The 26367-nt window shown below is 48.1% G+C and carries 23 protein-coding genes; 7 read left to right on the top strand and 16 right to left on the bottom strand.

Features of this window, described 5'->3' with window-relative positions; genetic code table 11:
* The first annotated feature begins 8 nt into the window (after nucleotides 1-8).
* On the top strand, nucleotides 9-533 hold the full coding sequence (locus AC5LIL_RS01585; RefSeq protein WP_074035604.1) for a hypothetical protein: 525 nt from the start codon (nucleotides 9-11) through the stop codon (nucleotides 531-533).
* Between the two features lie 261 nt (nucleotides 534-794).
* Here the strand turns inward: AC5LIL_RS01585 and cydC are convergent, their stop codons facing one another.
* The 8 genes from cydC to arcA all read right to left on the bottom strand — a co-directional run bounded on the left by cydC (nucleotide 795) and on the right by arcA (nucleotide 12446).
* A complete protein-coding gene (gene cydC, locus AC5LIL_RS01580; protein WP_499824646.1) occupies nucleotides 795-2510 on the bottom strand; it encodes a thiol reductant ABC exporter subunit CydC in 1716 nt (571 codons plus the stop codon).
* Entirely contained in the window at nucleotides 2507-4231 is a 1725-nt protein-coding gene (gene cydD, locus AC5LIL_RS01575) for a thiol reductant ABC exporter subunit CydD (protein WP_499824645.1), read from the bottom strand. Before cydD ends, cydC begins: the two co-directional genes overlap by 4 nt.
* Nucleotides 4232-4353: 122 nt before the next feature.
* A complete protein-coding gene (locus AC5LIL_RS01570; protein WP_499824644.1) occupies nucleotides 4354-5043 on the bottom strand; it encodes a Crp/Fnr family transcriptional regulator in 690 nt (229 codons plus the stop codon).
* 112 nt (nucleotides 5044-5155) lie between these two features.
* Nucleotides 5156-7498, bottom strand: a complete 2343-nt coding sequence (locus tag AC5LIL_RS01565) for a glycoside hydrolase family 31 protein (RefSeq protein WP_499824643.1) — start codon at nucleotides 7496-7498, stop codon at nucleotides 5156-5158.
* 161 nt (nucleotides 7499-7659) lie between these two features.
* Entirely contained in the window at nucleotides 7660-8622 is a 963-nt protein-coding gene (gene arcC, locus AC5LIL_RS01560) for a carbamate kinase (protein WP_499824642.1), read from the bottom strand.
* A gap of 14 nt (nucleotides 8623-8636) precedes the next feature.
* Nucleotides 8637-10112: an arginine-ornithine antiporter gene (gene arcD, locus AC5LIL_RS01555; RefSeq protein ID WP_499824641.1), complete on the bottom strand. Its 1476-nt coding sequence runs from the start codon at nucleotides 10110-10112 to the stop codon at nucleotides 8637-8639.
* A gap of 54 nt (nucleotides 10113-10166) precedes the next feature.
* Nucleotides 10167-11195, bottom strand: a complete 1029-nt coding sequence (gene argF, locus AC5LIL_RS01550) for an ornithine carbamoyltransferase (protein WP_274664995.1) — start codon at nucleotides 11193-11195, stop codon at nucleotides 10167-10169.
* Nucleotides 11196-11216: 21 nt separating this feature from the next.
* Nucleotides 11217-12446, bottom strand: coding sequence for an arginine deiminase (gene arcA / locus AC5LIL_RS01545; protein ID WP_214875176.1), 1230 nt, complete (start codon nucleotides 12444-12446; stop codon nucleotides 11217-11219).
* Nucleotides 12447-12769: 323 nt separating this feature from the next.
* On the opposite strand from arcA, the gene mgtE reads away from it, so the two are divergent.
* Nucleotides 12770-14128 carry a magnesium transporter gene (gene mgtE / locus AC5LIL_RS01540; protein ID WP_499824640.1) on the top strand — a complete coding sequence of 453 codons (1359 nt, stop codon included), beginning with the start codon at nucleotides 12770-12772 and terminating at the stop codon, nucleotides 14126-14128.
* A gap of 64 nt (nucleotides 14129-14192) precedes the next feature.
* Here mgtE and AC5LIL_RS01535 read toward each other — a convergent pair whose 3' ends face one another.
* Entirely contained in the window at nucleotides 14193-14810 is a 618-nt protein-coding gene (locus AC5LIL_RS01535; protein WP_499824639.1) for a hypothetical protein, read from the bottom strand.
* 174 nt (nucleotides 14811-14984) lie between these two features.
* Between AC5LIL_RS01535 and AC5LIL_RS01530 the strand changes: the two genes are divergently transcribed.
* Nucleotides 14985-16763 (top strand): solute:sodium symporter family transporter, encoded by a 1779-nt coding sequence (locus tag AC5LIL_RS01530; RefSeq protein ID WP_499824638.1) that lies wholly within the window; start codon nucleotides 14985-14987, stop codon nucleotides 16761-16763.
* A 21-nt stretch (nucleotides 16764-16784) separates the two neighbouring features.
* Here AC5LIL_RS01530 and AC5LIL_RS01525 read toward each other — a convergent pair whose 3' ends face one another.
* A complete protein-coding gene (locus AC5LIL_RS01525; protein WP_499824637.1) occupies nucleotides 16785-17684 on the bottom strand; it encodes a sensor domain-containing diguanylate cyclase in 900 nt (299 codons plus the stop codon).
* 147 nt (nucleotides 17685-17831) lie between these two features.
* On the opposite strand from AC5LIL_RS01525, the gene AC5LIL_RS01520 reads away from it, so the two are divergent.
* From AC5LIL_RS01520 to AC5LIL_RS01505, 4 genes are all read left to right on the top strand, one after another.
* Nucleotides 17832-18872 carry a serine hydrolase domain-containing protein gene (locus AC5LIL_RS01520; RefSeq protein ID WP_499824636.1) on the top strand — a complete coding sequence of 347 codons (1041 nt, stop codon included), beginning with the start codon at nucleotides 17832-17834 and terminating at the stop codon, nucleotides 18870-18872.
* On the top strand, nucleotides 18869-19258 hold the full coding sequence (locus AC5LIL_RS01515) for a GNAT family N-acetyltransferase (RefSeq protein ID WP_214785036.1): 390 nt from the start codon (nucleotides 18869-18871) through the stop codon (nucleotides 19256-19258). The genes AC5LIL_RS01520 and AC5LIL_RS01515 overlap by 4 nt, the downstream gene beginning before the upstream one ends.
* Before the next feature lie 11 nt (nucleotides 19259-19269).
* Nucleotides 19270-19977, top strand: a complete 708-nt coding sequence (locus AC5LIL_RS01510; RefSeq protein ID WP_499824635.1) for an SDR family NAD(P)-dependent oxidoreductase — start codon at nucleotides 19270-19272, stop codon at nucleotides 19975-19977.
* Nucleotides 19978-20060: 83 nt separating this feature from the next.
* Nucleotides 20061-20270, top strand: a complete 210-nt coding sequence (locus AC5LIL_RS01505; protein WP_499824634.1) for a hypothetical protein — start codon at nucleotides 20061-20063, stop codon at nucleotides 20268-20270.
* Between the two features lie 18 nt (nucleotides 20271-20288).
* On the opposite strand, the gene AC5LIL_RS01500 is transcribed toward AC5LIL_RS01505, so the two are convergent.
* The 6 genes from AC5LIL_RS01500 to cas10 are packed head-to-tail and all read right to left on the bottom strand — an operon-like array spanning nucleotide 20289 to nucleotide 26357.
* The gene (locus tag AC5LIL_RS01500) at nucleotides 20289-21380 is read right to left on the bottom strand and encodes a putative CRISPR-associated protein (protein WP_499824633.1); all 1092 of its coding nucleotides are present in this window, start codon (nucleotides 21378-21380) and stop codon (nucleotides 20289-20291) included.
* Entirely contained in the window at nucleotides 21377-22492 is a 1116-nt protein-coding gene (gene cmr6, locus AC5LIL_RS01495; RefSeq protein ID WP_499824632.1) for a type III-B CRISPR module RAMP protein Cmr6, read from the bottom strand. The genes AC5LIL_RS01500 and cmr6 overlap by 4 nt, the downstream gene beginning before the upstream one ends.
* Nucleotides 22489-22857, bottom strand: coding sequence for a type III-B CRISPR module-associated protein Cmr5 (gene cmr5, locus AC5LIL_RS01490; protein WP_498388390.1), 369 nt, complete (start codon nucleotides 22855-22857; stop codon nucleotides 22489-22491). Before cmr5 ends, cmr6 begins: the two co-directional genes overlap by 4 nt.
* Entirely contained in the window at nucleotides 22854-23747 is an 894-nt protein-coding gene (gene cmr4, locus AC5LIL_RS01485) for a type III-B CRISPR module RAMP protein Cmr4 (RefSeq protein ID WP_499824631.1), read from the bottom strand. The genes cmr5 and cmr4 overlap by 4 nt, the downstream gene beginning before the upstream one ends.
* Nucleotides 23744-24775 (bottom strand): type III-B CRISPR module-associated Cmr3 family protein, encoded by a 1032-nt coding sequence (locus tag AC5LIL_RS01480; RefSeq protein WP_499824630.1) that lies wholly within the window; start codon nucleotides 24773-24775, stop codon nucleotides 23744-23746. The genes cmr4 and AC5LIL_RS01480 overlap by 4 nt, the downstream gene beginning before the upstream one ends.
* On the bottom strand, nucleotides 24750-26357 hold the full coding sequence (cas10, locus tag AC5LIL_RS01475; protein WP_499824629.1) for a type III-B CRISPR-associated protein Cas10/Cmr2: 1608 nt from the start codon (nucleotides 26355-26357) through the stop codon (nucleotides 24750-24752). The genes AC5LIL_RS01480 and cas10 overlap by 26 nt, the downstream gene beginning before the upstream one ends.
* Nucleotides 26358-26367 lie beyond the last annotated feature (10 nt).

Raw genomic sequence — 26367 nt, 5'->3', positions numbered from 1 at the left:
CATCGTTCATGTCAGTTTTGTTATCTTTGTTTGGAATTATGTTTATCAGCTCGTTCGCGATTGACTATAAACGTGGGAAGACGCTTCAACAATCGGCACTCGGGGGAATTCGTTCGATTCAACAAAACTTATGGATCTTTTTCCGTACGTCGCTCTCGATGATGATCGTCATCGGCCCACTCTTACTCATTTCAGGACTCGTGTTTTCAGATTTAGTGGCATTTAACACCGTCCCATCATTCTTGATTGCCGTGCTCAGTATCGGTTTTGCTGAACGGATTATCGGAATGACCGTCGCACCACTGATCCGTACATTTTGGCATCAGCGGGGTCGTCTCATGCCACTTTATTTAGACGCTGCTCTTTACGTATTCTTGCTATCGATTCTCGTCTTAGAGTTTTTGATGAACATTCCTGGGATCGACCTCCAGTCACCGTTCATCGCGCTATTTTATGCGTTCGCGCTCTTCTTCACGAGATACTTGTTCAGTCTCATTCGATTCACGGTTCAAAAAGGCGTGGCCTCGAACTAATTCGAGATCTTATCCATACGTGTTCGCACGTATGGATATTTTTTTCGCAATTCTCATTGACAATGAGAATCGTTATCAACTATACTCTAGATATAGCTTCCTAAAAGCTTGACGTGCACGTTCCCCAAACACATCACGTCACGTGGATTCCCCTCCACGACACTCTTTTTGAAAGCATTGCTGCGACAACCCCCATTTGTTGCACCCATATTTGCCAAAAACAAGACGAGCAGCCCACCGACGGGGCTGCTCGTCTTTTTGTTATGCGAACACTTCTTGTTCGATTTGTTTCAATTCGTAAAACATACCACGTTTCATCATCAATTCCTCATAAGATCCAGCTTCGACGATTCGTCCAGCTTCCATCACGATGATTTGGTCAAAGGCTTCGAGTCCCGTCAAGCGGTGACTGACAAGGATTAGCGTCCCTGATCCTGCTTGATGCAACAGTTCAGAAAAGACATGCGCTTCCGTTCCTGCATCAAGCGCAGAAGTAGGTTCATCAAGCAACCAGATCAGCCCGTTTTTAAGAAGGGCTCGCGCAATCGCTAACCGTTGACGTTCCCCACCTGACAAGTTCGCCCCTTTTTCAAGGACCGGCTCATCGAGTGAAAACGATAAACGGACACGTTCGAGCGCCACAAGCATCTCCTCATCGGTAAAGTCACCGGCTAGTGCTAGATTCTCCCGTACGGTCCCGTAAAAGAAGTGATTGTCTTGCAAGACGACACTCGCATGTTGCCAGATCGAAGTCTGTTTCATGTCATTCAAGTTGTCTTGATCGAGTCGGATCGTCCCGTCTTCTGTCCGGACAAATGCCAACAACAGTTGGAGCAACGTCGACTTCCCGGAGCCGCTCGGTCCGACGATGACCGTCTTCGAACCACTCGGGATGTGTAACGACACATCGTCAATCACGTCCCGATACGTATCCGGATAGCGATAGCGAACATGCTTAAATGAGATGGATGGCGATGCCGTGAACGTCACATCCTGACGTTTCGCTTCGAGCACCTCAATCGTTTCGCTCGGCTCCATCACTTCAAACAATCGATCAGCGGCTTGTTTGCTGTCTGCAAAGTGTCCCGGGAACACAGCCATCGGTGTCGTGTTCTCAAACGCTGTGAGCGACATCATGATAAGCATCGCCAAGAAGAGCCCGTTCAAATCTCCATCTACGACTTGATAGGCACCGATTGCCAAGACGCCCCATGAAACGAGTAAAGAGGCGGCGACGACGAGCGCGGAGTTGAAAAATTGGTTCGTCGTATCTTTCCGCTCCGCTTCCATGTAGCGTTCGCTACGCGCATAGACGGCTTGCTTCGTACGAGCGAGTTGATGATGTAGTTTTAAATCTCGATATCCGTACATCATCTCGGTCAACTGAATCGATACATCCCCGCGCAATGCACGAATCGTCTCGTCATGACGAGCGCGAATTCGAGCAAATCCGAGTGGGATCAAAAATCCAGTGACGAGCACACCGAGTAAGATCCATAGACTGACCGCGAACGAGAAGAACGTCACAAAGAAGATCGTACTCAAGAACACGAGCACGAGTATGATCGGTGGATAGAATACGCGGAGAAAATAGTTTTGCAGACTCTCGACATCTCCGACGACGCGTGCAAGCAAATCCCCACTCCGATATTTCGCAAAAATCGATGGGACGAGTGGTTCAAGTTGTCGATAAAAGCGGACACGTAGCTCGCTTAATATCGTAAACGTCGCCCGGTGTGACGCGAGGCGCTCCCGATAACGACTTCCTGCCCGAATGACCCCGAACAGTTTGATGAGAACGACGGGTACCATGAGCGCATACAAAGGTGGGACGAGCCCCGCCCGTGAGACGAGGTATCCGCTTGCTGCAAACAGGGCGACCGCCGCAATCCCGGCTGCATATCCAAAGAAGATGGAGAGAAGGATATCTCTCTTCTCGCGCATCATCCATTTTGTAATCGTCCAAAGCGAGTTCATCGGCTCACCCCTTTCTGAAGCGCAAACAGTTCCGCATACTCCGGGACGGCGAGCAACGCGTCATGTGTTCCTTCGGCAATCCGTTGCCCGTCCTGCATAAACCAGATGGTATCCGCCTCTTTGATTGTATGCAGGCGATGAGCCACCGTGATCAACGTTGCCTCTTTCGACAACTCAGCAATCGAACGTCTCACAATCTGTTCGGTCTTCAAATCGAGACCGGTCGTCGGCTCATCGAATAAGAGGATACCAGGTCGTTTAAAGAAGGCACGGGCGAGTGCGAGACGTTGTCGTTCTCCACCCGATAGACCAAATCCACCTTCTCCAAGCTCCGTCCAGATCCCGTTCGGTAATTGATCGATCATCTCAGACAGTCCTGCCGCATCGGCTGCTTCCCGTAACGCAAGCTCATCGGCCTCTTCGCCTAAGGCGATGTTATCGGCAAGTGTGCCGGCGAATAGATAAGGGTTTTGTGAGATATAGGCAATGTTCCCGTACCAGGCAGACTCGTCAAACGACTGAAGAGGTTCACCATCCACGAGGACACGTCCCGATTTCACCTGTAGCAGTCCGGAGATGACATTCAGTACTGTCGTCTTCCCGGAACCACTCGCACCGACCAAGGCCAGGTGAGTGCCGGACGGAATCCGACCGCTCAACGGTTGAAGCGCAAAGCGTCCGCCTGCATATTCGAAGGAGACGTCTTCGAGTTCAAGGTTTGGTGTTCGTGAACCGAGTGACTTCGTTCCCCATTCGATGCGGTCATCGGGGGCGTCTAATACCTCAAAGATTCGGTCGGCCGCACCCATACTTCCACGTCCCGTATGGAAGGCACTTCCTAAATCTTTAATCGCCAAATAATACTCTGGCGCTAACACGAGAATCAAAAAGCCAGAGAAGAACGTGAGGTTCTGCCACACGACCATCTGTAAGGCGACTTCTAACGCGACGACTCCGGTACTGAGCATCGAGATGAACTCGAGCATAAGTCCTGATAAGAACGCCGTCTTCAAAACGACCATCGTCGCATCCCGAAAGTCGAGACTACTCTTCTCAATCGCCTTCGCTTCTTGCTCCGTGCGATTGTAAAGCTTGAGCGTCGTCAATCCTTGTAAGACATCTAAAAACTTACCGGAAAACTGATTCATCTTCTCCATCTGTTCTTCTGATTTTTTCTGAGTCGCAATCCCGATGATGATGAAGAACAGCGGAATGAACGGTGCCGTGACCATCATGATGACTCCTGAAATCCAGTGTTGGCTGAAGACGACGACCAAAATGAGGAGCGGGATGATCGACGTTTGGATGACTTGCGGCCAATATTGACTGAAGTAGGCGTCCACCTCGTCGACAGCATCCATGAACACACTGACCTTTTTACCTGATTGTCCTGTCAAAGATGACTCGACCGGACTCGTAGCGTAACGCTCCAACAATTGAAGGCGTAACGTCTGTTTCGCCTTTTCGGATAAACTCGCACCGATGCGTCCCGACACGTATCCAAAAAGCGCTCGTGCCAATAAAGCAACAACGAGCCATAGTAAAGCCGGAAGGATCGCTTCGAATGATTCATCCTTTAAAAAGATTCGGTCGACGATGTCGACGATTAAATACGCTTGCGCCAAAATCGATAGTCCAATCATGACCGCGGATAACACGAGTCCGATGATGTGACCCCTTTCGGCGAAAGCAAGGGCTTGCAGTCGTTTCACTGCATTCATCCTTTCTCTATTTACAATTCCATTGCTTTGTGAGATTCATCACTAATTATACAATATGCCACGTGTTGAAGCGAACGCCCCGCTCGTTCGAACATGTAAAAGACGCCCTCATCCGAGTGGCGTCAGTCGATGTCTTGTTCAAAATATTCGGGGTGACCGATGACAAGTTGATGGGCGTCGATGCGAAGCACATCTTCTTTTCGAAGCTTCGCTAAAATCGTCGAAACCGTCTCCCGGGACGTACCGGACAGACGAGAAAGTTCGATTGCGGTGAATGGGCAACGGACACGGACACCTTGTTCGTCCGGTTCCCCTAAATCTTCAATCAAGAAATGGAGCGTATTGATGACACGTTCTTTCGCGCTCGGCGTGATGATTTCTTGGACACGCCTTTCATGCAAATCAAGAATACGATTCATCTGGTCAATGATATAGAGTAGCATGCTCGACTGCGTGGACACGAACCGCTCAAAGCGATCTGTCGGGATGTAGATGACCTCAATATCCGTCACCGCTTCAGCCGTATGACGATAGTCTTCCCCTGTGAATAAACCGTTGTATGGGAAAAATTGTTTCGGTTTCACGTAATCGGCGTAATGATGGGTCGCATTCTCGTTCATCCGCTCGAGTTTGATATAACCGCTCATCAAGAAATACACACGCTCGCGCGGATCCCCTTCCATGAACAATAGTTGTCCTTTCCGATACGTCCGGCAATAGACGTGCGGAATCAACTGTTCAAGTGCTCGACTCGGACATGTCGCAAACAGCGTCAACTGCCGTAAATCGTCAATCGTCCACATGTGTCGCATGTTTATCCCCTCATTTCTATTCTTCTATCTTCAGTATAATGGGATTTTCAATGAAAGCGCTTTCTAAATCCGACAGTTTTCTGACATGACAAAAGGGGGTCTCCCCCCTTTTTCAGTCCAACATCAGTTCCAATAGGGCGTCCTGTAAATCACGATCGAGTTCTAACGCATGGAGGTCAAACAACCATGCCTCGAGACGGGTCTTCGTGGTCGCCATCTGATACAGACGATCTTTCAAGTCATAAGCGATTTCAGCGCGATCTAAGAAGCGATAGACACGATCGAGTCGATGTGCGTTCTGTGTCACATCGACCGGCAGCGTCACGGTCTGCTCCTGTTTCCATTCACCGAGTGGGATGTGTAACGTCTGCGTCTCCGCATCATAGTCCCCTTCTCCGACGACCCCGCGGATTAGAATCGTCAACGTTCGATTCGCCGGGACGAGTGTCAGATCACCTGATGTCTCGATGTGGAGCGTGCGTGCTTCCCAGTCGAGCGTGAACGTCGTTTCGAGCGACGCCCCCGTCTCATAATCCCGGCTTTCCCCGTCATCTTCGTACATCGTGAACGTATTCGAGGCACCTGGAAAGACGAGTACTTCTAGCTCGCTCGGGTTGCCTGTTTCGTTCGCATGCGGTTCATGCGGCATCATCGGAATGATGGCACCCGCTTTGGCGAAAACCGGTTGTCCTTCGAGTCCACGGAACACACGAATCGACTTGTCGCCTTCATAACGATGTCCTGTAAAGAAATCGAACCATTCCCCTTTCGGCAACCACACGTTCGCCCCCGCGACATGAAGCTGTCGGTCCATCGGTTTGACAATCGGGGAGACGATGAGTTCACTTCCAAAATAAAACTGATTCGGCACCTGATAAGCCGCTTCATCATCGGGATGTTCGATATACATCGGTAACACGAGTGGCAATGCTTCGGCATGGTTCCGATAGTTCATCGTATACAAATAAGGGATGAGCTGATGACGCAGGCGTAAGAATCGCTTCATCGACTGTTCGGCTTCGATTCCGAAACGCCAAGGCTCTTTTCCGTTGAACGTGCTGAACGTCGAGTGGAGACGCATGATTGGACTGAACACTCCGTATGCGACCCAACGCGCCGCGAGCTCATCGTCTTTTTTACCACGATGATGCCCTCCGATGTCATGACTCCACCATCCATAACCAATGTTCGTCGCTGTTGCCGTGAAATACGGCTGGAATGCGAGCGATGCCCACGAGATGATCGTGTCCCCTGAGAAGCCGACCGGGTAACGGTGGCTCCCTGGTCCTGCGTAACGAGAAAAAATGAGGGGGCGTTTGCCGTCACGGGCGATATCGATGGCGTGATAATGATTCAACATCCATAACGGATCGAGTCCTTCCATCTTTGACGTCGACCCTTGTTGCCAGTCGATCCACCAAAAATCAACGCCATCCGCTTCATGCGGGTGATGCATCTGTTCGAAATACGCTTGAATGAATCGCTTGTCCGAAAAATCGAACGGGATTCGGTCATCCGATTCCGGATCGACCCCCATCGCCTCAGCCATCGCCGCATACTGGTCTTCAAACGCACGGACCCCGTCAGCGGGGTGTAAGTTCAATGTCACCATCATCCCCTCGTCTTTTAACCATTTGAGGAATCGCTTCGGCTCAGGGAATAAGTTTCTATTCCACGAATAGCCCGTCCAGCCACTCCCATACTCTTCCGGGATGTCTGTCACGTGCCAGTCCATATCGATGACGCTGACCGAGAACGGGACGTCTTCGGATTTGAAGCGGCGCATCAGCGCCTTATATTCTTTTTCGTCGTATCGCCAGTAGCGACTCCACCAGTTTCCGAGCGCTTTACGAGGAAGCATCGGCGTCGGGCCCGTCAACGTGTAAAAATCTCGAAGTGCCTGTTTATAGTCATGGCCATATCCGAAGTAGTAAATGTCATGAATTCCTTTTCGTCTCGGCTCGACGAAGCGATCATCCGTCATCAAAAACGAGGACGAATCATCAATGATCGCATACCCTTGTTTCGAAAGGATCCCTTCTTCTAACTCCGTCGCCCCGTCCACATGGTCGAGCGTCCGCGCCGTCCCTTTCAGCGTCCGCTCGGGACCGTTGAACATGTAGCGGCTGTAATACGTACTGAAGTTCCCTTTCACGTCCACATAGAGCGTGTTCGGCGCGAACGGTCCTTTCGTATAATATAAGTGAACGTGTTCCGTGATGATTTGGAGCTCTGCCTCATCTTCAATCACTCGGAATTGTGGAACGTCAAATTCTCGATTCCACGCCACTTGGGTGGCACGGTCTTCAAAAATCCCGTCTTCTGCATACTCCATCCGAATTAACTGACTCGTCAATACGGTAAAACGATAACAGCTTCCTTGCACGATTGCCTCTTCTCTTGCTTTCGGTCTCATCCACGACTGATATACATGATTTTCTTCGAATAGGCGCATACACTCGAGCGTTTCCGCTCTCCGTCACTTCCTTCCTGAAATTAGTGCAAACGTTTACACTGAATATGATAGCAATCTCATTTTTGGCATACAACATTCCTTCCCCTTGAATCGGGACAGAAAACAAAAAGTCGCAAACGTTTCACGTTTGCGACACATTCTTATTGTTGGAGGGATGGAGCCAAACGGACGCGTGTTCCGGCATCCCCATAAATGGCAGCTAGCGCCTGATCGAGTGACGTGATGATGGCGACCCGGTTCGTGCCGGATTCTGCGAACTGCAGTGCCGCTCTTACTTTTGGTAACATGCTGCCTGGAGCGAACTGTCCTTCGGCGATATACGTCTCCATCTGTTCCTTTGAGGTCTCCTGGAGCGCCATCTCGTCTGGCTTCCCGAAGTTGACATACACATGTTCGACCGCAGTCAGAATGAGCAATACGTCTGCGTTGACGAGGTCCGCGAGTTTCGCAGCCGCAAAGTCTTTATCGATGACCGCCTCGATTCCGACGTATCCTTCAGTCGTCTCCATGACCGGAATACCACCGCCACCGGAAGCGACGACGATATGCCCCGCTTCAACGAGCGTTCGGATGACGGCGTGTTCCGCGATTTTCATCGGAACCGGGCTCGGGACGACACGACGGTATCCACGACCTGCATCTTCTTTGAAGACGTAACCCGTCGTCCGTTCGAGATGGAGTGCCTCTTCTTCCGTATAAAACGGACCGATCGGCTTCGATGGATGATGAAACGCACTATCATTCGGATCGACCACGCTTCGTGTGACGAGAGAAGCCACATCTCGTTCAAGACCGCGCGCACGCAGTGCTTTCGTCAGCGCATTTTCAAACCAGTATCCAATCATTCCTTGCGTCATCGCACCACATACATCAAGGGGCATCGCCGGCGTAGCCGGACTGTCTGATGCGGCTTGTTGTAACATTAAATTTCCGACTTGCGGACCGTTCCCGTGTGTGATGATGACGTCGACCCCTTCTGCAATCAGTGCTGCGAGAGATTCTGCCGTCGCCTCGACCGCTCGCATTTGTGCTTCCGCTGTCGCATCTTTACCTTGTTGAATCGCATTTCCGCCTAGGGCGATGACCACACGTTTTTTCTCCATATCGATACCCCCGATCAGATGACTGAGATATTACCAGATAGTATGCGTACGACTGCGAAAATGGCGAGTGCGGTCAACACTCCGGCGACCAACCATTCCGTTTTGTTGAGTGACTTGATGCCATTTTCACGTTGCGCTTTCATGTAAAGAAGTGTTCCTGGTGCGTATAGAAGGGTCGTGAGCAGTAAATAATCGATTCCTGCCGCATAGATGAGCCACAATCCGTAAATGGAAGCGACCAATCCGATCGTCAAGTCGCGTGTTCTCCGTTCACCGGCGCTATAACCGATTCCATTTTTCGATACCTTCACTTGGTAAAATGCCGAGAACACATACGGGATTAAAATGGCACTGGAAGCGAGGGAGAACGCAAAATTATAGGCGGCATCTGAAATCAAGAAGGTGAAGAGGAAGAGCTGGATCAACCCGTTTGTTAACCAAAGTGCGTTGACAGGTGCCTGATTTTTATTCTCTTTCGTGAACCATTTCGGGAACACGCCGTCTTTTGCAGCAACGAACGGAATCTCCGCCGCGAGAAGCGTCCAACCGAGCCATGCCCCGAGTACAGAAATGACGAGTCCACCGTTGATGAGCATCGCGCCCCAAGGTCCGACTGCCGACTCGAGCAAGTAAGCCATCGCAGGTTGCGAGGCGTTCGCTACGTTTTCCGGTGTCATGAGACCGAGCGACATGACAGAGATGAGCAGATAGATGACGAGTGTACCGAGTAACCCGATGACAGTTGCCTTTCCGACGTCAGAACGCTTCCGAGCACGACCCGAGAGAACGACTGCCCCCTCGACACCGATGAATACCCACAGCGTGACAAGCATCGTCGAGACGACCTGGTCGCGAACACTTCCCCATGAGAAGCCGCCTTGTCCCCAAAAATCGAAGGTGAAGTTTTCGAGATTGAATAAGAACAACGTAATCGTAATGAATGCAAAAATCGGAACGAGCTTGGCAATCGTGGTGACGATGTTGATCATCGACGCCTCATGCACCCCACGAAGAATGAGCGTGTGTACGAGCCAAAGCATGATGGAGGCTCCGACGATGGAGGCAATATTTTGTCCCCCTTCAAAAATCGGGAAGAAATAGCCGACCGAACTGAACAGCAGTGTGGCATACGCCACGTTTCCGAGCCAGGCAGATAACCAGTATCCCCAGGCCGAGTTGAATCCGACGAACGAACCGAAACCGGCACGGGCATAGCTATAGACACCACCGTCCAAATCAGGGCGGCGCATCGTCAAGTTTTGAAAACTGAGACCGAGCGCGATGATCCCGATTCCGGTGATGACCCACCCGATGAGAATGGCACCCGCGTTCGCCCCTTGCGCTAAATCGGCGGCCAAGTTGAAGGCGCCACCGCCAATCATCGATCCGACGACAAGTGCCGTCAACGCTCCGAGACCTAATCGCTTGTCTTGCTTGTCAGGATGTACTCCAGCCGAACCACCTGAGTCATGCTCCAACTTCGTAGACATTCTACTCATCCCTTTCGCTTATTTTGAAACGGGAGGGGGAGTTCCCCTCCCCCGTCAACGTTCAAGCCATTCGCGTGTCTCCGTGAGCGTTGCCGCCATTACCGCCTTAATCGTATGCATCCGGTTTTCCGCTTCATCAAATACGAACGAATGACGACTGCGGAACACCTCATCAGTCACTTCCATTTCCGTCAATCCGTACTGTTCATGAATCGCCCGACCGACCTCTGTCTCTAAGTCGTGGAAGGCAGGGAGGCAGTGTAAGAACATGATGTCCGGGTTGCCGCTCTTTTGAAGCATATCCATGTTCACTTGATATGGTCGCAACAATTCGATCCGTTCTGCGAAAGCTGCCTCTTCGCCCATCGACACCCATACATCCGTGTAGACGACGTCCGCCTGATCCATCGCTTCTTCAATGCTCTCCGTCAATGTGATGACGGCGCCTGTTTCAGCAGCAACCGATTTCGCATAATTGACGATTTCGTCAGATGGCCAAAGTGATTTCGGTGCGCAAATCCGCATATCCATCCCTACTTTTGCGCCACCGATCAATAGCGTGTTCCCCATGTTGTTCCGGCCGTCGCCGACGTACACGAATTTGATTCCGGCCAATTCTCCTTTTTGTTCTTTCACCGTCAAGAAGTCGGCCAAGATTTGTGTCGGATGATAGAGGTCGGTCAATCCGTTCCAAACCGGTACCCCTGCATCTTTCGCGAGACCTTCGACCGTCTCGTGAGCGAACCCTCGAAATTGAATGCCGTCAAACATGCGCCCGAGGACGATGGCCGTATCGCGCACCGATTCTTTCTTCCCGAACTGGATATCATTTTTACCTAAATACTCAGGATGCATCCCTAAGTCAATTGCGGCGACCGTGAACGCACAACGCGTCCGCGTCGATGGTTTTTCAAAGAGTAAGGCAATGTTTTTGCCTTCACAAATCCGATGTGGGATGCCTTGTTTCTTTTGACGTTTGAATGCAGCAGACAAATCGATCAAATAATTGATTTCTTCACCAGAAAACTCGTTTAACGATAAAAAGTGACGACCTTTCAAATCAAAATTGAACGTTGTAGACATACTGCTTCCTCCTTATCACATTTAGATGTCTTGGCGGATAATCGGACAACTCATGCAACGTGGACCCCCACGTCCGCGTGATAGTTCACTCGACATGATTTCAATCACTTCAACGCCTTCTTTACGGAGCAGTTCATTCGAGACGTAGTTCCGGTCATACGTGACCACGACACCCGGTGCGATGGCGAGCGTATTCGATCCATCGTTCCACTGTTCACGCGCCGCTGCGATCGGGTCGCCACCTCCACAAGGAATCAACGTCGCTTCCTGCAAGCCGAGGACGTCTTTTAACACGTTCAACAAATCGGTATGTTGCGTGATCTGCAATTCACCTTCTGCATTCAATGAAAGTTCGAAAATATTCATCTTTCCTTCCGGTCCTTGAATGAACGGATGGATGGTGAATTTATCATGGTCGACCATCGTAAAGACGGTATCGAGATGCATGAAGGCGCGTGATTTTGGAATTTCGATAGCGATTACTTTTTTGAAGCTGTCTCCATGTTTGAGCAAATTGAGGGCGACGCGTTCGATTCCTTGCGCAGTCGTTCGTTCAGAGATGCCGATGGCGACGACTTCTTTCGATAAGACAAGCTCATCCCCGCCCTCCATCGCAAATCGATAGTCGCGGTCTGACCAAATCGGAACATCATGTTTCGCAAAGCGTGGGTGATAGCGCATAATATACTGCGTGAAGAGTGATTCACGGCGACGTGCCGGTTCTTTCATTCGATTGATGGAGAGACCATGACCGATTGCGGCGGCCGGATCTCGTGTGAAATAGAGGTTTGGCATAGGATCTAAAAAGAAGGGGTACGTATCTTCAATCATTTCGTGTAAATGTCGGCGTTTCTCCGGCTTGATCTCCGATTTTCGGATACCGGCCATCACCGTTTCAATCAACATCTCATTATCAAAATCCAGTAAATATTCTTTTAACGTTTCATAAGAGCCGTTGATATTTGATTTCGACTCCGATAAGATATCCGCGACAAACTTTTCGCGCACACCAGGGAGCGACAATGTCTCAGCCATTAATTTTTCGAGGTAAAGGACTTCCACACCGCGATTTTGGAGCGCACTCGCAAAATAGTCGTGCTCTTTTTGAATGACCGGCAAATGGGGAATATCATCGAACAAGAGGCGCTCTAAATATTCCGGGGTGAGGTTTTCTAATTCCCTTCCCGGTCGTTTCAGTAATACCGTTTTTAATTCTCCAATTTCTGAATACACATGAATCGGATGTTTCAGCGTCGTATCTTGTGAAATCGGTTGATTCGTCATTGAGATCATCTCGCTTCCTCCTTGTGATTCGGGTGTGTGACTACCCTTACCTTATCACTTTACCAAATTTGCGAATGTCTAATCCGGCAGTTCACCTGTTAGTGATTCCACATGGCTATGTATAAACCTTCACCTTTGTGAATGAACAAACAATGCATGAAAATTCGGCGTCCTGACAAGGGGAAATGAGATGTATGGATGATGAATATAATCCTCCTAAAAAAGATGAAAAAATTTTTTTGAGACCTGCAGAGTAAGCTGAAAAATGCGAAAGATCAGGATGTGAGCAAATGAAAATAGAAGAAATGGAATACAACGAACATGAAGCGGCACTTCGCACATTGATTCAAAAGGGAGACCCGGTCGATTTTCAAGACCTCTTCCTCTCCCTCCACCCCGGTGAACAGGCTGATCATTTTATCGAACTCAATCAGCATGAGCGCGCGTTCGTATATCGAACAATCTCACCTGAAATATTTACGGACCTTTTTGAAAAACTGACGTTAGAAGAGCAATGTACATTCATCCAAGAAACGCCTCAGCCGTATGCTGTCCGAATTTTAAATGAGATGTATTCAGATAACGCCGCCGATTTGATGCGGGAGCTACCCGATGCGTTCATGGACACACTATTCGAGCAGATGGACGATATCGAGGAACAAGAAGTCAAAGATTTGATGCAATACCCGGAAGAGACGGCCGGGGCGCTCATGACGACCGAGTTCGTCGTCCTTCAAGCGAACAAGACCGTCGGACTGACTTTAGAAGAGTTGCGTGAACTCGGACCAGACGCTGAGACGATTTATTACTTATATGTGGTCGACCAAGCGCACCAACTGGTTGGTGTCGTCTCTTTACGTGATTTGATTGTCGCGCCGCTCGAGGCGAAAATCGAAGACATCATGGGTTTTCGTGTCATCTCGGCAAACGTCATGACCGACCAGGAAGACTTGGCTCGGATTGTCCAAAAGTATGATTTATTGGCCCTTCCTGTCATCGACGATCAGCAAAAGCTACTCGGCATCATCACGGTCGATGATGTGTTAGACGTCATCGAGCGCGAAACGACGGAAGACTTTGAAGAACTCTCCGCGACGAAGGGGTCGTCCGATATCAACATGAGTCCGTTCGAGGCGGCGAAAAAACGTGCCCCGTGGATTGTCAGCCTCATGTTTCTCGGGATGATCACAGCCTCGACAATCGGTGGCTTCGAAGACACGCTTGAGACGATTGTACTCCTCGCCGTCTTCATGCCACTTGTCATGGGGTCTGCCGGGAATGCAGCCACCCAGTCACTTGTCGTTGCTGTTCGTTCGATTGCGCTTGGCACAATCAATCGTAAGAACGTCATGAAGATGATTCGACGTGAGCTCGGGACCGGCATCATCTTAGGGATTGCTTGTATGATTGTCATCTTCGGGGTCATCACGATTCTTTATGACAACATGCTCATCGGCTTCATTGTCGGAGTCTCCATCTTTGCAGCACTCAGTGTCGCCACGATGATCGGCACGATTGTCCCGCTTCTCATCAATCGCCTGAAGTTAGACCCCGCTGTTGCCTCTGGACCGTTTATCACGACACTGATGGACAACCTCGGTCTCATCATCTACTTCACGGTCGCGACGTCCATGCTTCAATTCTTATGATATTTATAAAAGTTCACACGAAAAAGCGGTGCTGATTTCATCAGCGCCGCTTTCACTCGTTATATCATTGAAATTCCTCTAACAGACGTTCTTGGGTGTCGTTAAAAGCTTCAATGTCTTCATCCGTCATCACGTCGTTATATTCTGCCATATAAGGATTGTCGTTCAATAATGTCTCTAGTTTACTCAAGTCAGCACTTCGCCCGCTTTCTTGATAAAGATTGGATTCTCCTACCGAAGTCAGTGTCCCTGTCCGATTCACTTTGAAATGTCCTTGTTGTAGACCGACAATTCGATACGCTTTCTCAATCACGGGTCCCTCGTATTTTTGTAAATACAAGAGGACGTTTTCTCCTCGTCTGACGAGCGGGTCTTCTTCCATATCGTTTTGTAAGAGGGTAATCGTATCAGTTTGCTTGAGTTCATGACTCACGTCTCGATAGACACGCTGCACGTGAATATCTGATTCAAAGAAAGTAACCGAATGATATTCAAAAGATCTCGGGTGACTGCTGACTTTGCCGACGATGACGACCGGCGAGCGTGTAGCTAAATCGTCTATGCGTCGGAAGCTTTCGGTCACAGTCAAATCACTCGTGTTTCCTTCTTTCAGGATTTCGCTAAACATGACATAACCTGCTACCACTGCAACAGATAATATTCCAATCATCCATTTCCTCAAAGAGATTCCTCCCACCGATTCACCCTATTGAATTTCTAATCGATCACATTGAGAAATTTATGCCCAGCCCATGACTTTTTATCATTCCATCAAGATAAGAGGACTACTTTCTTACACTTTAGGGTATTTCCTACAAATAGATTATATAACATAAGTAAGAAGTGAGGGGATTCTATGACGATTCAGCAAGTACTCTACATACTCGTGACTGGTGCTTTGTTCATGGCACTCGTCGCTTACGTCTCATATCGCATGACGCGAGGAAAAGTCGAAAGTGCCGATGATTATTTCTTGGCTGGTCGCGGATTGACGGGCGTCTTCATCGCAGGTTCGCTCCTCTTGACCAACTTATCTGCTGAACAATTGATTGGTTTGAACGGTCAATCGTTCGCGGGAAACATGTCGGCAATGGCTTGGGAAGTCACGGCCGGGATAGCCGCCATTATCATGGCGCTCTTTTTACTACCACGTTTTCTTGGCATCGGGATCTCGACCATCCCTGAATTTCTAAGCCAACGTTATGACGAGGACGTTCGTCGATTGACCGTCCTGCTGTTTTTACTCGGCTATATGTGCGTGACGATTCCGTCTATGCTGTACTCAGGTGGATTAGCCGTCCTCCAACTATTCGACGTACCTACCCTTCTCGGCATCAGTTTTGAACAGTCTCTTTGGATTGTCGTCTGGTTCATCGGGATCATTGGGGCGATTTACGCCATCTTCGGTGGGCTTCGCGCGGTCGCCGTTTCCGACACGCTAAACGGAATCGGTCTCATCATCATCGGCTTCCTCGTTCCGACGCTTGGATTCCTCGCATTAGGTGACGGGAATCTGTTGGACGGGATGAAGACGATTGCGACGACGAATCCCGAAAAATTGAACGCCATCGGCTCATCCAACGATTCGGTTCCGTTTCTGTCTATTTTCACGGGGATGATTTTTGCAAACTTGTTCTACTGGGCACTCAATCAATACGTGATTCAACGCGCTCTCGGCGCAAAAAACTTGGCAGAGGGACAAAAAGGAGTACTGTTTACAGGTTATTTAAAACTACTCGTTCCCATTTTTATGCTCTTGCCTGGTGTCATCGCCTTCCATTTGTATGGATCAAATGTCGAGAAAGCCGATTTAGCGTATCCGAGCTTGATTGCCGAGCTACTCCCGATGTGGCTCATGGGCTTTTTCCTCGCCGTCTTGCTCGGTGCCGTGTTCAGCTCGTTCAACTCGCTTTTGAATAGTATCGCGACGCTCTTCGTCCTCGATATTTATAAACCGAAGTTCAAGCCGAATGCTTCTGACCAAGAGTTGATCCGTGTCAGTAAATGGTTCGGGACGTTCGTGGCGCTCGTCTCGTTCTTTGTCGCCCCGAATCTCATGTATGCACCAGATGGCTTGTGGGATTTGATTCGTCGCTTCACCGGTTTCTTCAACATCCCGATTCTCGTCATCGTTTTAATCGGGATGCTCGTCAAACGTGTGCCGCCGATTGCCGCGAAGACCGTCGTCTTTTTCCACGTCATCGCCTACTATTTCCTCGTGTGGGGAACGAAACAATGGTTCGACGTCGAAATCGGCATCAACTTTATTCACATTTACGGAATCCTCTTCGTCGTCGAGACGGCTATCATGCTCATCTTCGCTCGCGTACGACCGATGCTCCAAGCGAATCCGATTCGAATCGAGCTCGGACGAGTCAAACCATGGCGTCACGCGTTATCGACTTCAATCTTGCTTGTCGCTTCGATGATTTTCGTCTATCTCGTCTTTTCACCAATTGGACTTGCCTACGCGGATGGAATTGTTTCCGGATGGTTCGCTCCATTGACGATTGGACTCATTGCTGTGACGACCCTTCTGATTTGGGCATCTTATCGCTATGGACTCGCACGATATGAACGTTACCTCAATAACTTAGGTGAAGAACCACCTGAAGTAGAGGAAGCGAGTAGTTAACGAAAAAGAGATTTTCTTGAACTAGACGTCAAGAAGATCTCTTTTTTGTTGCTGCTTTTGTTCATACATTGCGTCATCTGCTTCTTGCCAGAGTACTTCGATTGATTCTGGATGAGATGCCCAAGCCAACCCGATGGCCACTGAGATTTCCTCTTCTCGGCATGCCGTTTCGATCTCATGAACCATCTTCTCGCATGCTTCTTCTGACATTATCTGAAGAAACAAGACGAACTCGTCTCCTCCAATCCGATAGACAGAGGACTCGATGTTTTGAAGGAGGTTACCGACACGCTTCAACAAACCATCACCGGCAGAGTGTCCTTTTTGATCGTTCACAACTTTCAAGTCATTCACGTCGATGACGATGATTCCGACGTTTCTCATCCCTTCCGCTTGACCGATCGTCTCTTCAAACGCCCGACGATTGAAGACACCTGTCAAACTGTCATGACGACTTTCATACAGAAGACGCTCACGCTCGGTCATGGCCGCCTCGATGTTCCGAATCACACCTTGCACCGCCACAATCTCACCGTTCTCATAGATCGGGGTCGTATACTCTTCGAACCATACATAAGTCCCTTCATTCGTCCGCCACCGCTGAAGAATTGCTTCTTCATAGTCGACACGCCCCAACACTTTGTCTAGCAACAATCGTCGATCGTCCGGATGGATTCTACGGAAACATTCCTGCGCATTCGAATAACTACGCATGACGGTCCCTTCCCCTAGATACAAATCTAAAGAAGGACTAATATACCGAAAACGCCACGTTGGTTTCGTTTCAAAAATATAGATGACATCTTTCGTTTGGTTCCCGAAATGCATGAACGAAAGCGTTTGTGGATGTGGCCGTTGACGCTTATGTAGCCACAAAGCAATCAAACATCCAACGAGTATCCCTAAAAAGAATAGCGTCATTGAATACACTTCCTCTCTGTTCGCCCATATCGTACCACGTTCGAGGTCAGACACCTGTCTCAATTCCTGTTATTTGGTAAATGTTTTTTTGAATATTGAGTAAATTTATGGATGTTGTGCATGTACGTGATATAGTCGAAGTACTTGATGACTCAACAATTGGAGGTTCTTTTGCAAAACATCACGCATCTCACAGTGGACGAAACATTCTCTGGCGTCTATTGCGTTACCAACCCAGAAACGTCCATCCATCAATCCCTTGGCTATGCTAATCGCTCGGAACAGACTCAAAATGAAGTCGCGACGAGGTTCGGAATCGCTTCCGGTTGCAAACTGTTCACAGCAATCGCCATTTGTCAGTTAGTCGAACGAGGTCGACTCTCTTTTTCAACTTCACTGGATTCGTTTCAGACATTCGACCTGCCCTACATATCCTCAGAAGTTACAATCCATCAGCTATTAACGCATACGTCGGGCATCCCTGACTATTTTGATGAGTCCGTCTCTGACGACTTCGAAGCGTTGTGGCGTGATGTTCCGATGTATCGTCTTCAACAACTACGAGATTTTTTACCGCTATTTCAACAAAAAGCGATGAAGAATGAACCAGGTTCCCGATTCTCCTACAACAATGCCGGGTATATCCTGTTAGGGTTGATTGTCGAAGAAGTGACCGGGCAACCCTTCACCGACTATATCGAACAGTCGATTTTTCAAACTGCCAACATGAGCGATTCCGGATATTTCTCACTCGATGCCTTACCCGCCAAGACGGCGCTCGGCTATATCGATCATTCGGACGGCTCATGGCGTACGAATCAATATGCGATTCCGGTCAAAGGCGGGGCAGATGGTGGAGCTTATGTGACCGTTCAAGATATGACTCGTTTTTGGGAGGCGTTGTTTTCACATCAACTTCTTGACGCCGCATCCACATCCCTACTTCTCACACCACATGTGACGGTCAATGACCGAGGTGGTAGTTATGGATATGGGATTTGGATTCAGCATCATTCGTCAGGAGACATTTATAAGTACCATGTGATGGGATATGACCCGGGCGTCAGCTTTCATTCCGGATACTACCCAGAAACTGAGGTCATTTCGGTCGTTTGTTCGAATCAATCAGACGGGGCGTTTGATGTGATGAAGCAAATCGAAGCACAGATTGGAGAGCGAATCGAATGAAGATCCGTGCATATGTCGCATCTGATTTTGAACACATCCAGCAGCTCAATCGTGAGGAAGGTTGGACTCAACTCGTCGAACAGGGAGAGCTGACCCGTGAAGCGTGGCGTCAATCGAACGTCACGTATGTCATGGAGTCTGATAATGGAGAGATTGTCGCCTACTTACGGGGACTGACCGATACGACAGTCAGCTTGTATGTTTGTGAATTGTTAGTCGCTTCCGCCTATCGAAAACGAGGTCTTGGTGAACAACTTCTTCAACATGTCCATGCGCTCTATCCTGACACGCGTCTTGAGATGCTAGCGAGCCAAGCCTCGCACACATATTACGAAAAACTGCGATTCCGTCCGTTTTACGGCTTTCGGAAAACGATTCACGAATAGGAGGAATATATATGAAACTTGCACTCGTCACCGGGGCGTCACGCGGTCTCGGCCGTGCCATTGCCCAAGAGCTCCAAGCTCGAGGTTATGACGTGATCGGTCTCTCACGTTCACAGGCCGAAGACGTCACATATGAACAACTACCCATCGACCTCTCAGACGTCTCAGGAATCGAAACGGCCATTCAAGACATTACTCCGTTTCTAGAGAATGCCGATTCGATTCTTCTCGTTCAAAATGCCGCATGGATTGAACCGATTCATCGTGTCGGACAGTTGGATGGGAAGAAAGTGACGGCTCATGTCCATGCCAACCTACTCGCACCGATGCTATTGGCGAACGCGGTCCTCGCTTTCAACAAGCCGACCGATTTGATTCATGTGACGTCTGGCGCGGCCAAACGTCCGATTTCAGGTTGGAGTGCGTATTGCGGCACGAAAGCGGGACTCGACCGTTTCACGGAAACGCTGGCACTTGAGCTCGAAGGTACCCCGCATCGTGCGGCACTCTTCAATCCTGGCGTGATGGATACATCGATGCAGGCGGAGATTCGTTCTTCTTCAGAAGAGGCGTTCGCCGATATCGAACAATTCCGTTCATACGAAACAGAGGGACGACTCCGCTCTCCCGAGACGGTCGCGCGTGTGTGCGTCGAACAATTGATTGACCGCCCTCTTGAAAACGGCAAGACGTACTCGATTTACAACTTGATCAAATAATTTACCTGGTCAAAAATAAAGTCACCCTCTTATCGGTAAACCGTCTACACTACTTTCATAGACATGTGAAAGGGTGGATCATGATGAAGACGATTGCCGGAGGATTACTATTATTTGGATTATTTAGTTTGACGATGTCGTTCACGATGATCGGAGATACCGCTGTCGTCGGGGCGATGGTCAGTGGTGTTGCACTACTGTGTAGTGTCGGTCTCTTTTTTGGGTCGACCGAGCTTGCCCGCGTCCGCAGCGACTTCCTTCATGACAAAAAAACGTCTTTCCCATCTGAATGAGGGAAAGACGTTTTTGATTCAGTCTTCTAACGAAGCGAGTGTATACTCATTTGTATCGAAAGAAGCCACATCTTTCGAAAAATCGAATTTATTGATTTCTCGTTCGTAATCTTGATGCTTTTCCCATACATGATACAAATACAATTCACCTTCATCAGACAACTGATACAATGCACGGAAGGAATATTGTTTATTGTCCATACGATACAAGGAATATGGCCAGGATTTATTTTTTGTTTTCTGTAATTGCCGCTCATGTTGAAATCGCTTTATCCATTTTGAATTTCTTTCCGTTTGATAGAAGCTTTCAAATTCATCACGAAGTATTTGTAAAGGTACACGATGTTTAAGCAACTTTTTTTGTCTGATATAAATTTGCAAATGCCACAATTCTGGGCGCTTCTCCAAGTGCGTTCTCGCAAGAGGTGAGATGGCCACTAACTCGTCCAGTCGATAAAATAGTAGTGGATGTTGGTTCACCACTAGTTTAGTATCCATTGACAGTTCGTCTTCATGAATACAATTGCTCCAATCATACCCCATTCGAAATGTCATCTCTTGAATTGCTTGGCGAACTTCATTCACTGCAAGAACTGACTGGTCGAACACCATCGGTAATGTCGGCAAAGTGATCGGACGATCCATCGTTTCATGCAAGTACCAAATCGGATAACCATATGAAACCGCCAAAGAGTATGATAAGGCAGTCATACTCTTATAACCACCAATCGGACCAAATACTGTGTGAGCAGCTGGGTATTTCGTTAACAAATTGGTCAACTGTTGTATGAAGCGGTACATTCCTTCAAGCCCTTGTCGTAAACTTCCCATGTCCAAGCTTTCGACTTCAACCGTTTTTAAAATGAGGTTCGGATACACTTTGTTCAAATAGAATTGAATTTCACCAACACTCTTTCTCCCTGGTTCGGTATCGCTATGTAAAAGCGTTATTTCAGAAGTGTCATACAAATGACCTTCATGAATCCATCCTGAGATCAAGTTTGTTTCAGCTGATAATCGTTTCAGATCCTCACGTGTGACATCCATTACCCGAGGTTTGTTCGATATGGAAATACCTGTCGTCACAATCGCATATACTGCCTTACTCATTCGTTGATTCCTTTTAGAGCTTCCTTCAGAGGTTTCAGACGCTCAATCAGTTTCTTACTCGGTTTCTCCCAAAAGCCGAATTGCTTTGCAAATTGGCGATAAACCGTCCCAACCTCTTTCGGGAAACGAGTGGCAACCTCCAGTTTTTCCTTCGCTTTTAAAGCATCAACAAGTTCCTGCTTATTTTCAGTCATTGCGGTTTGTAATTCTTGATACAATTCGAGGACGAGTTGTTGCTCATTTTGCGACAAATGAGCAACGCGTTGCATGAGTGCCATTTCCCCTTCGATTCGCTTTTTCTCTTCGCTTGCACGTTGTTCAGCTTCTAATGCCTCTTCCTGAATCGCTTCCCATCGCTTACTTTTCACATCGTCTGCTTCTTTCGTGACAGTGAATCGACCATACCCACTTGTAGTTTTGGCTCCGTAACCAAATTCGCTAAATGCTTGGATTACGCATTCAGCGGCCAATTCCAAATCGTCTTTTGAAGCACGTGAAGATGTCGTCAAGATCAATGGAGCGGGACGATTAACTCGTGCACGGAAAAATGAAATCGGAATTGGCGAATCTGTATCTGTTGCTAAGCTCCCGTTATAATATTTCCCATAATGAGGGGTCATAATATCCGGTTCAAGCGTCACGTCACAGAAAACCACATCCCAGAACTGAATTAAACCGGCATCTTCTGTTGTACCAAATAAACGATTGATTAAATCGTTCTCTACTTCAGCCGCGACAGCCCAATCTCGCACCATCCCTTTTATGGATGATGCGTTCAAATAAGGGACACCGTAAACTGTATGAATCAACACTCCTGCTTCACTTACATGTGGGGCGCCCAATCCCGACATAAAGGTCCCTTCTCCACTCACCCATAAACGTTCATACAATCGTTCCGTTTGATCTAGTAACCAAACATCACGTTCATATGTAGAGGCAATCAGCTTCGATTGACTCGGACTCGTATGAATATGCTGTGTTCCAAATTTAGCCTTCAATCCTCCGTTTCTTTCATCTTCGAATGAAAGATTATAATTCATCGAGTACGCCAAATGATCTTTCGTCAAACCATCCGCTAGATTTAAAAAAGGAGCATTACTATACTTCGTCATGTCTGATCTTCCTTCGTCTTCGCATGCGCATCTACAAATCGACGCATCCACCCTAAGAGCTCCATAATTTCATATGTTACGAGACGATACTGCTCCGTCTCCATTTTGCATACAGCCTCCATAAGACTCACTTTATCGGGCAAGGATAGACGTTTACGTACTTCTTCCTTCCGCAGCCACGATTCTACATGCTTCACCACATCACGGTGATCATGACTCTTGCTTTCATAAAACACGATGGTTTGGGCTAAGCCGTTCACTTTAATCATCATAGGCATTTTTTTCACATAGGATCGATATTCGGTGGAACCTTCTTTCATTTGGGTGCAATCATAGGCATGTTTTGCACGACCGCTTTCTATCATACGAGCACCTCCTCAGCTGATACAATTTGCATCATGCCTCGGCCAAGCGTCGCATTTCCACCGACTTGCAAAACGTTCGGGAAAGATTGGTTCAACTCTTGTTTCACCCGTTCGGCCGGATATCCTAAATGTTCCCGTTTTCCGTCTTGGATTGATTTTGTCTCTCCGATATGGAAGAGCGTGTACATGAGTGTTTCGACGGGTACATTTTCTTCATAGAAGAGTGCTCCATCGGTAACCGTACCAGTTTCTTCATCGATTCGAATACGGGCATTCACTTCCGTCGACAGTTCGACAAACTGCTTGAATTCATCATCCGATACAACGATGATCCGATCCGTAATAGAAGGGTCTGCATCAAAATATTTCGCAATACGCGATGCGAGTTCCGTCACGTCGCTACTCTGTTTAGCAGCATACACAAACTCTTCTAAGACCACTTTTCTTGTAATCAACAACTTATCAGAGGATACAGCCACGTCCCCTTCTGACAGATCAGGAACCGGCAATCGCAGCGCCAATCCATACGCGGCCATTTCGCGGTTAAATCGGTCTAAGACGTATGGGCACGTCACATAACCAAATACCCCTTTCATCGACTTGACTGGGAAGAGGAGTGTACGGCAGTCACTTGTAGAAATTGCGCCCGCTTGAGCTCCGTCTTTTGCACCCGCGTCTGAACCAAATACGTTATACAGCTTGTTCTGTTCTTCCCATTTTCCATAATAATGCGAGCGCAGTGCCCCTTTAAAAGAAGAACTATCGATTTTTGGGAACTGAGTATGCTTTTCTCGCTGAATCGGCAAATCAACAATACCAATCTCGCTTCCGCTACCGACATGAAGTGGACTGAGAGCACGCATAAACCAGAGTTGTGTGATTGACTTCATTTCATTTCCTCCTTTAAAGATGGGCCTGATGAGTACATGACTCGACCATAGCCTTGTTCCTTGCCTTCGTCTGTCAATTGTGATGGTAAATCCGTTAACGATTGTCCTCTCGCATCAACCAATAATGATGTGCCTGCCGGAATCAACGTTTTTCGAATTTTCGGTCGTTGTTTCACCATATCCCATCCTCCATCTAGGCCAGTTCTCGCCATCGCAGTCTGAATCCACGGTGCATCGAAATAACGAAATCTTCCTTCCATCACGAGAGGTTCCGTAATCACCGCAGGCGTGAGCCACGTTACGCGAAGCGTGTCTGATTCAGTAGACCCGATACGGATTGGAATCGTGTGCGTATCGTCTTCAGCGACCAACCATCTCGTACTTCCTTGACCGAGCTTCACCGTCGGCAACGTCTCGTTTAATGTCGAGTCAACTAGAAGAGAAACGTCTCGTTTTAACCGTAAACGATTGATTTGATAGAGCATCGACTCTTCGACACGACCGCTCACTCGATCTAGCGCCACACCCACTTTTGGTTCTTCATGAACAAAATAACTTCGCGGAAACACTTCGACAGGACGATGATGCGTCAGAAGTTCCTCTACGTCTCTCAGTCGAATCCATTTTCCATCAGCAGACTCCGATTTTTGATCAATGGGACCATACAGTCGATAAACTGTCCCATCACTCTCATAACCTAATCCTTTTCGTAACTCGAGCGGATAAGCCTTTCCATCGACAACTTGATGGTCATATGGCAACGGAAGAAAAATATCCTCGCCTTTTTTAAGAAAGAGTCCACGCAGTTGAAGTGCACCAGACTGTTCGGGTGTTCCAATCGATTCAGTGTAATCCCCATTTAAAAAATCTTCAATAGTCCCATTTCGTTCGATCCATGCGGTTCGATATGCTCCGTAAACGGTCCCAGGACGTGGAGGAAATAAAGACGGTGCACCAATCTGGTCCCCTATTCCAAATGATCCATGCCCCCGAAAATAGAAACTATCCATTGTATGTAGTAGTTGCATCCGATACTCCTTTCTCAACATGTTCTCCGAGAAAACGTGCCATTTCAACTAATTGACGAAACTCTAAAAATTGTCCTGGCAATGTCGTATACATGTATGTCAGTTTTTGTACCAGCTGTCTTTGATTTTCAGGTTCAAGCTTGTAAGATGCCCGTTTAACGAGTCGCGTTAATTCGCTTTCGACCATCGGATGGTCGATAAACGGTTTTTCACCTTTTAGTTCATGTACGAGTGGCTTCATGCTTTCGGCGAAGTGTTGAAGGAAGGTGAAACTGATTCCAGTTTTAAGCAGTTTTGAAAGTTCCAATACCCACTCCGTCGTCCAGTCCTGTTCTAATTTGAAAGGGAGCACAGTTTGTCGGATTTGACCACTATGACTCATGAGTGAGAGTCCAATCGCATCTTTTGTTTGATGGCGATCCTCGTAAGCTTTCGCAGTCTTCTCCATCACGCGTACTTGTTGAAGAACTGACTGAAGCGGGGCTTTCGCGTGCGCGATGACAATCCCGGCTGATGCGGTCGCTCCATGAGCAAGGCCGTCCTCATTAGTCCCGAATGCTCGGCGTAACTCTGTCGCATAACGTAATACGTCCGTGATTTCACCAAACGCCATCACATCATCCCCACCGGCATATACAATTCTCAGTTGCTTCTCCGCCATCAATTCACGAACCGTCTGCTCAGCGAATCGACCTAATCGTTGCGATAACTCCTGCTGACTTTCAATATCCACTTTTCCTGTCAACTTTCCTTCTTGAATCCACTGTCCCATGTTATCCCCATCCATCATGAGCACAGCATAATAGCCATGCTCAGTGTGGTTTGGTGTAAATTCACGAGTAGAAGGGAAGGAATCAAATTGAGTTCCGAACTCTGTTCGAAGTAATGTACGACGCATTCGTTTCGTCAGACAAACCCCACATAAATGTTCCCCTGCTCGCACGATGTGATTCTTCTCTTCACGAAGCTGACTCCATAATCGGTTTTGTTGAGCCATCAGCTCCGCATATGTCATTTCTACAGTTGGATGCTCAGCACTCAGTGCTGATCTTTCAGAACAGAGTTTACACGTCAGTCCTGATTGTTTCAGGATGTGGAGCGATCGGTTTGCCTTTACTGAGGCCAGATTCTTTTCTACTTCTCTCCTTACATCTTTAAATGATTCTTCTGACGGAAGTGGACGAAATGCCCAATATATCTCAGGTAAACGCTCCATTTCTTTTCGCATCTGTTCAAATGTATCGAGAGGAACTGATTGAAACAGCATTTCTAGTGATGTTTCCCCAATTTTCTGTAAATAGCTGATAATCGCCTTTTCGGCCTCTTTCGACAGTTCGATGATTTTTTTTGCATCCGCCTCTAAAATCACACTGAATCGGTTCGGCACATCAGCGACATCTGACAATTCTTTTGGTCGGCTTCCTGGTTGGACCCAGGTCGTGACAAAAGGAGCATATACACGCATTGCCTGTTTACTCAATTCAGCCAAGAGATGACTGCCACTCCATAAGTCTTCTGTTTTTCGGGCCGATGCGATAAAAGATTGTACCGGACCAATCGAATACACGAGATAATATTTCATACATTCCTCC

This window comes from Exiguobacterium sp. RM11 (assembly GCF_059821525.1).
The sequence above is the reverse complement of the archived record's forward strand: the minus strand, read 5'-3'. Positions and strand labels throughout refer to the sequence as shown.

What these genes read in the sequence shown, in the direction of transcription:
- AC5LIL_RS01525 (WP_499824637.1), bottom strand. Translation starts at nt 17,684, where the DNA reads ATGACGCTATTCTTTTTAGGGATACTCGTTGGATGTTTGATTGCTTTG.
- AC5LIL_RS01500 (WP_499824633.1), bottom strand. Translation starts at nt 21,380, where the DNA reads ATGAGTAAGGCAGTATATGCGATTGTGACGACAGGTATTTCCATATCG.
- AC5LIL_RS01570 (WP_499824644.1), bottom strand. Translation starts at nt 5,043, where the DNA reads ATGCGACACATGTGGACGATTGACGATTTACGGCAGTTGACGCTGTTT.
- AC5LIL_RS01565 (WP_499824643.1), bottom strand. Translation starts at nt 7,498, where the DNA reads ATGCGCCTATTCGAAGAAAATCATGTATATCAGTCGTGGATGAGACCG.
- AC5LIL_RS01530 (WP_499824638.1), top strand. Translation starts at nt 14,985, where the DNA reads ATGACGATTCAGCAAGTACTCTACATACTCGTGACTGGTGCTTTGTTC.
- cydD (WP_499824645.1), bottom strand. Translation starts at nt 4,231, where the DNA reads ATGAATGCAGTGAAACGACTGCAAGCCCTTGCTTTCGCCGAAAGGGGT.
- argF (WP_274664995.1), bottom strand. Translation starts at nt 11,195, where the DNA reads ATGTCTACAACGTTCAATTTTGATTTGAAAGGTCGTCACTTTTTATCG.
- cmr5 (WP_498388390.1), bottom strand. Translation starts at nt 22,857, where the DNA reads ATGATAGAAAGCGGTCGTGCAAAACATGCCTATGATTGCACCCAAATG.
- AC5LIL_RS01480 (WP_499824630.1), bottom strand. Translation starts at nt 24,775, where the DNA reads ATGCAACTACTACATACAATGGATAGTTTCTATTTTCGGGGGCATGGA.
- AC5LIL_RS01585 (WP_074035604.1), top strand. Translation starts at nt 9, where the DNA reads ATGTCAGTTTTGTTATCTTTGTTTGGAATTATGTTTATCAGCTCGTTC.
- AC5LIL_RS01505 (WP_499824634.1), top strand. Translation starts at nt 20,061, where the DNA reads ATGAAGACGATTGCCGGAGGATTACTATTATTTGGATTATTTAGTTTG.
- cmr6 (WP_499824632.1), bottom strand. Translation starts at nt 22,492, where the DNA reads ATGACGAAGTATAGTAATGCTCCTTTTTTAAATCTAGCGGATGGTTTG.
- AC5LIL_RS01515 (WP_214785036.1), top strand. Translation starts at nt 18,869, where the DNA reads ATGAAGATCCGTGCATATGTCGCATCTGATTTTGAACACATCCAGCAG.
- mgtE (WP_499824640.1), top strand. Translation starts at nt 12,770, where the DNA reads ATGAAAATAGAAGAAATGGAATACAACGAACATGAAGCGGCACTTCGC.
- arcC (WP_499824642.1), bottom strand. Translation starts at nt 8,622, where the DNA reads ATGGAGAAAAAACGTGTGGTCATCGCCCTAGGCGGAAATGCGATTCAA.
- cmr4 (WP_499824631.1), bottom strand. Translation starts at nt 23,747, where the DNA reads ATGAAGTCAATCACACAACTCTGGTTTATGCGTGCTCTCAGTCCACTT.
- cas10 (WP_499824629.1), bottom strand. Translation starts at nt 26,357, where the DNA reads ATGAAATATTATCTCGTGTATTCGATTGGTCCGGTACAATCTTTTATC.
- cydC (WP_499824646.1), bottom strand. Translation starts at nt 2,510, where the DNA reads ATGAACTCGCTTTGGACGATTACAAAATGGATGATGCGCGAGAAGAGA.
- arcD (WP_499824641.1), bottom strand. Translation starts at nt 10,112, where the DNA reads ATGTCTACGAAGTTGGAGCATGACTCAGGTGGTTCGGCTGGAGTACAT.
- AC5LIL_RS01520 (WP_499824636.1), top strand. Translation starts at nt 17,832, where the DNA reads ATGACTCAACAATTGGAGGTTCTTTTGCAAAACATCACGCATCTCACA.
- AC5LIL_RS01510 (WP_499824635.1), top strand. Translation starts at nt 19,270, where the DNA reads ATGAAACTTGCACTCGTCACCGGGGCGTCACGCGGTCTCGGCCGTGCC.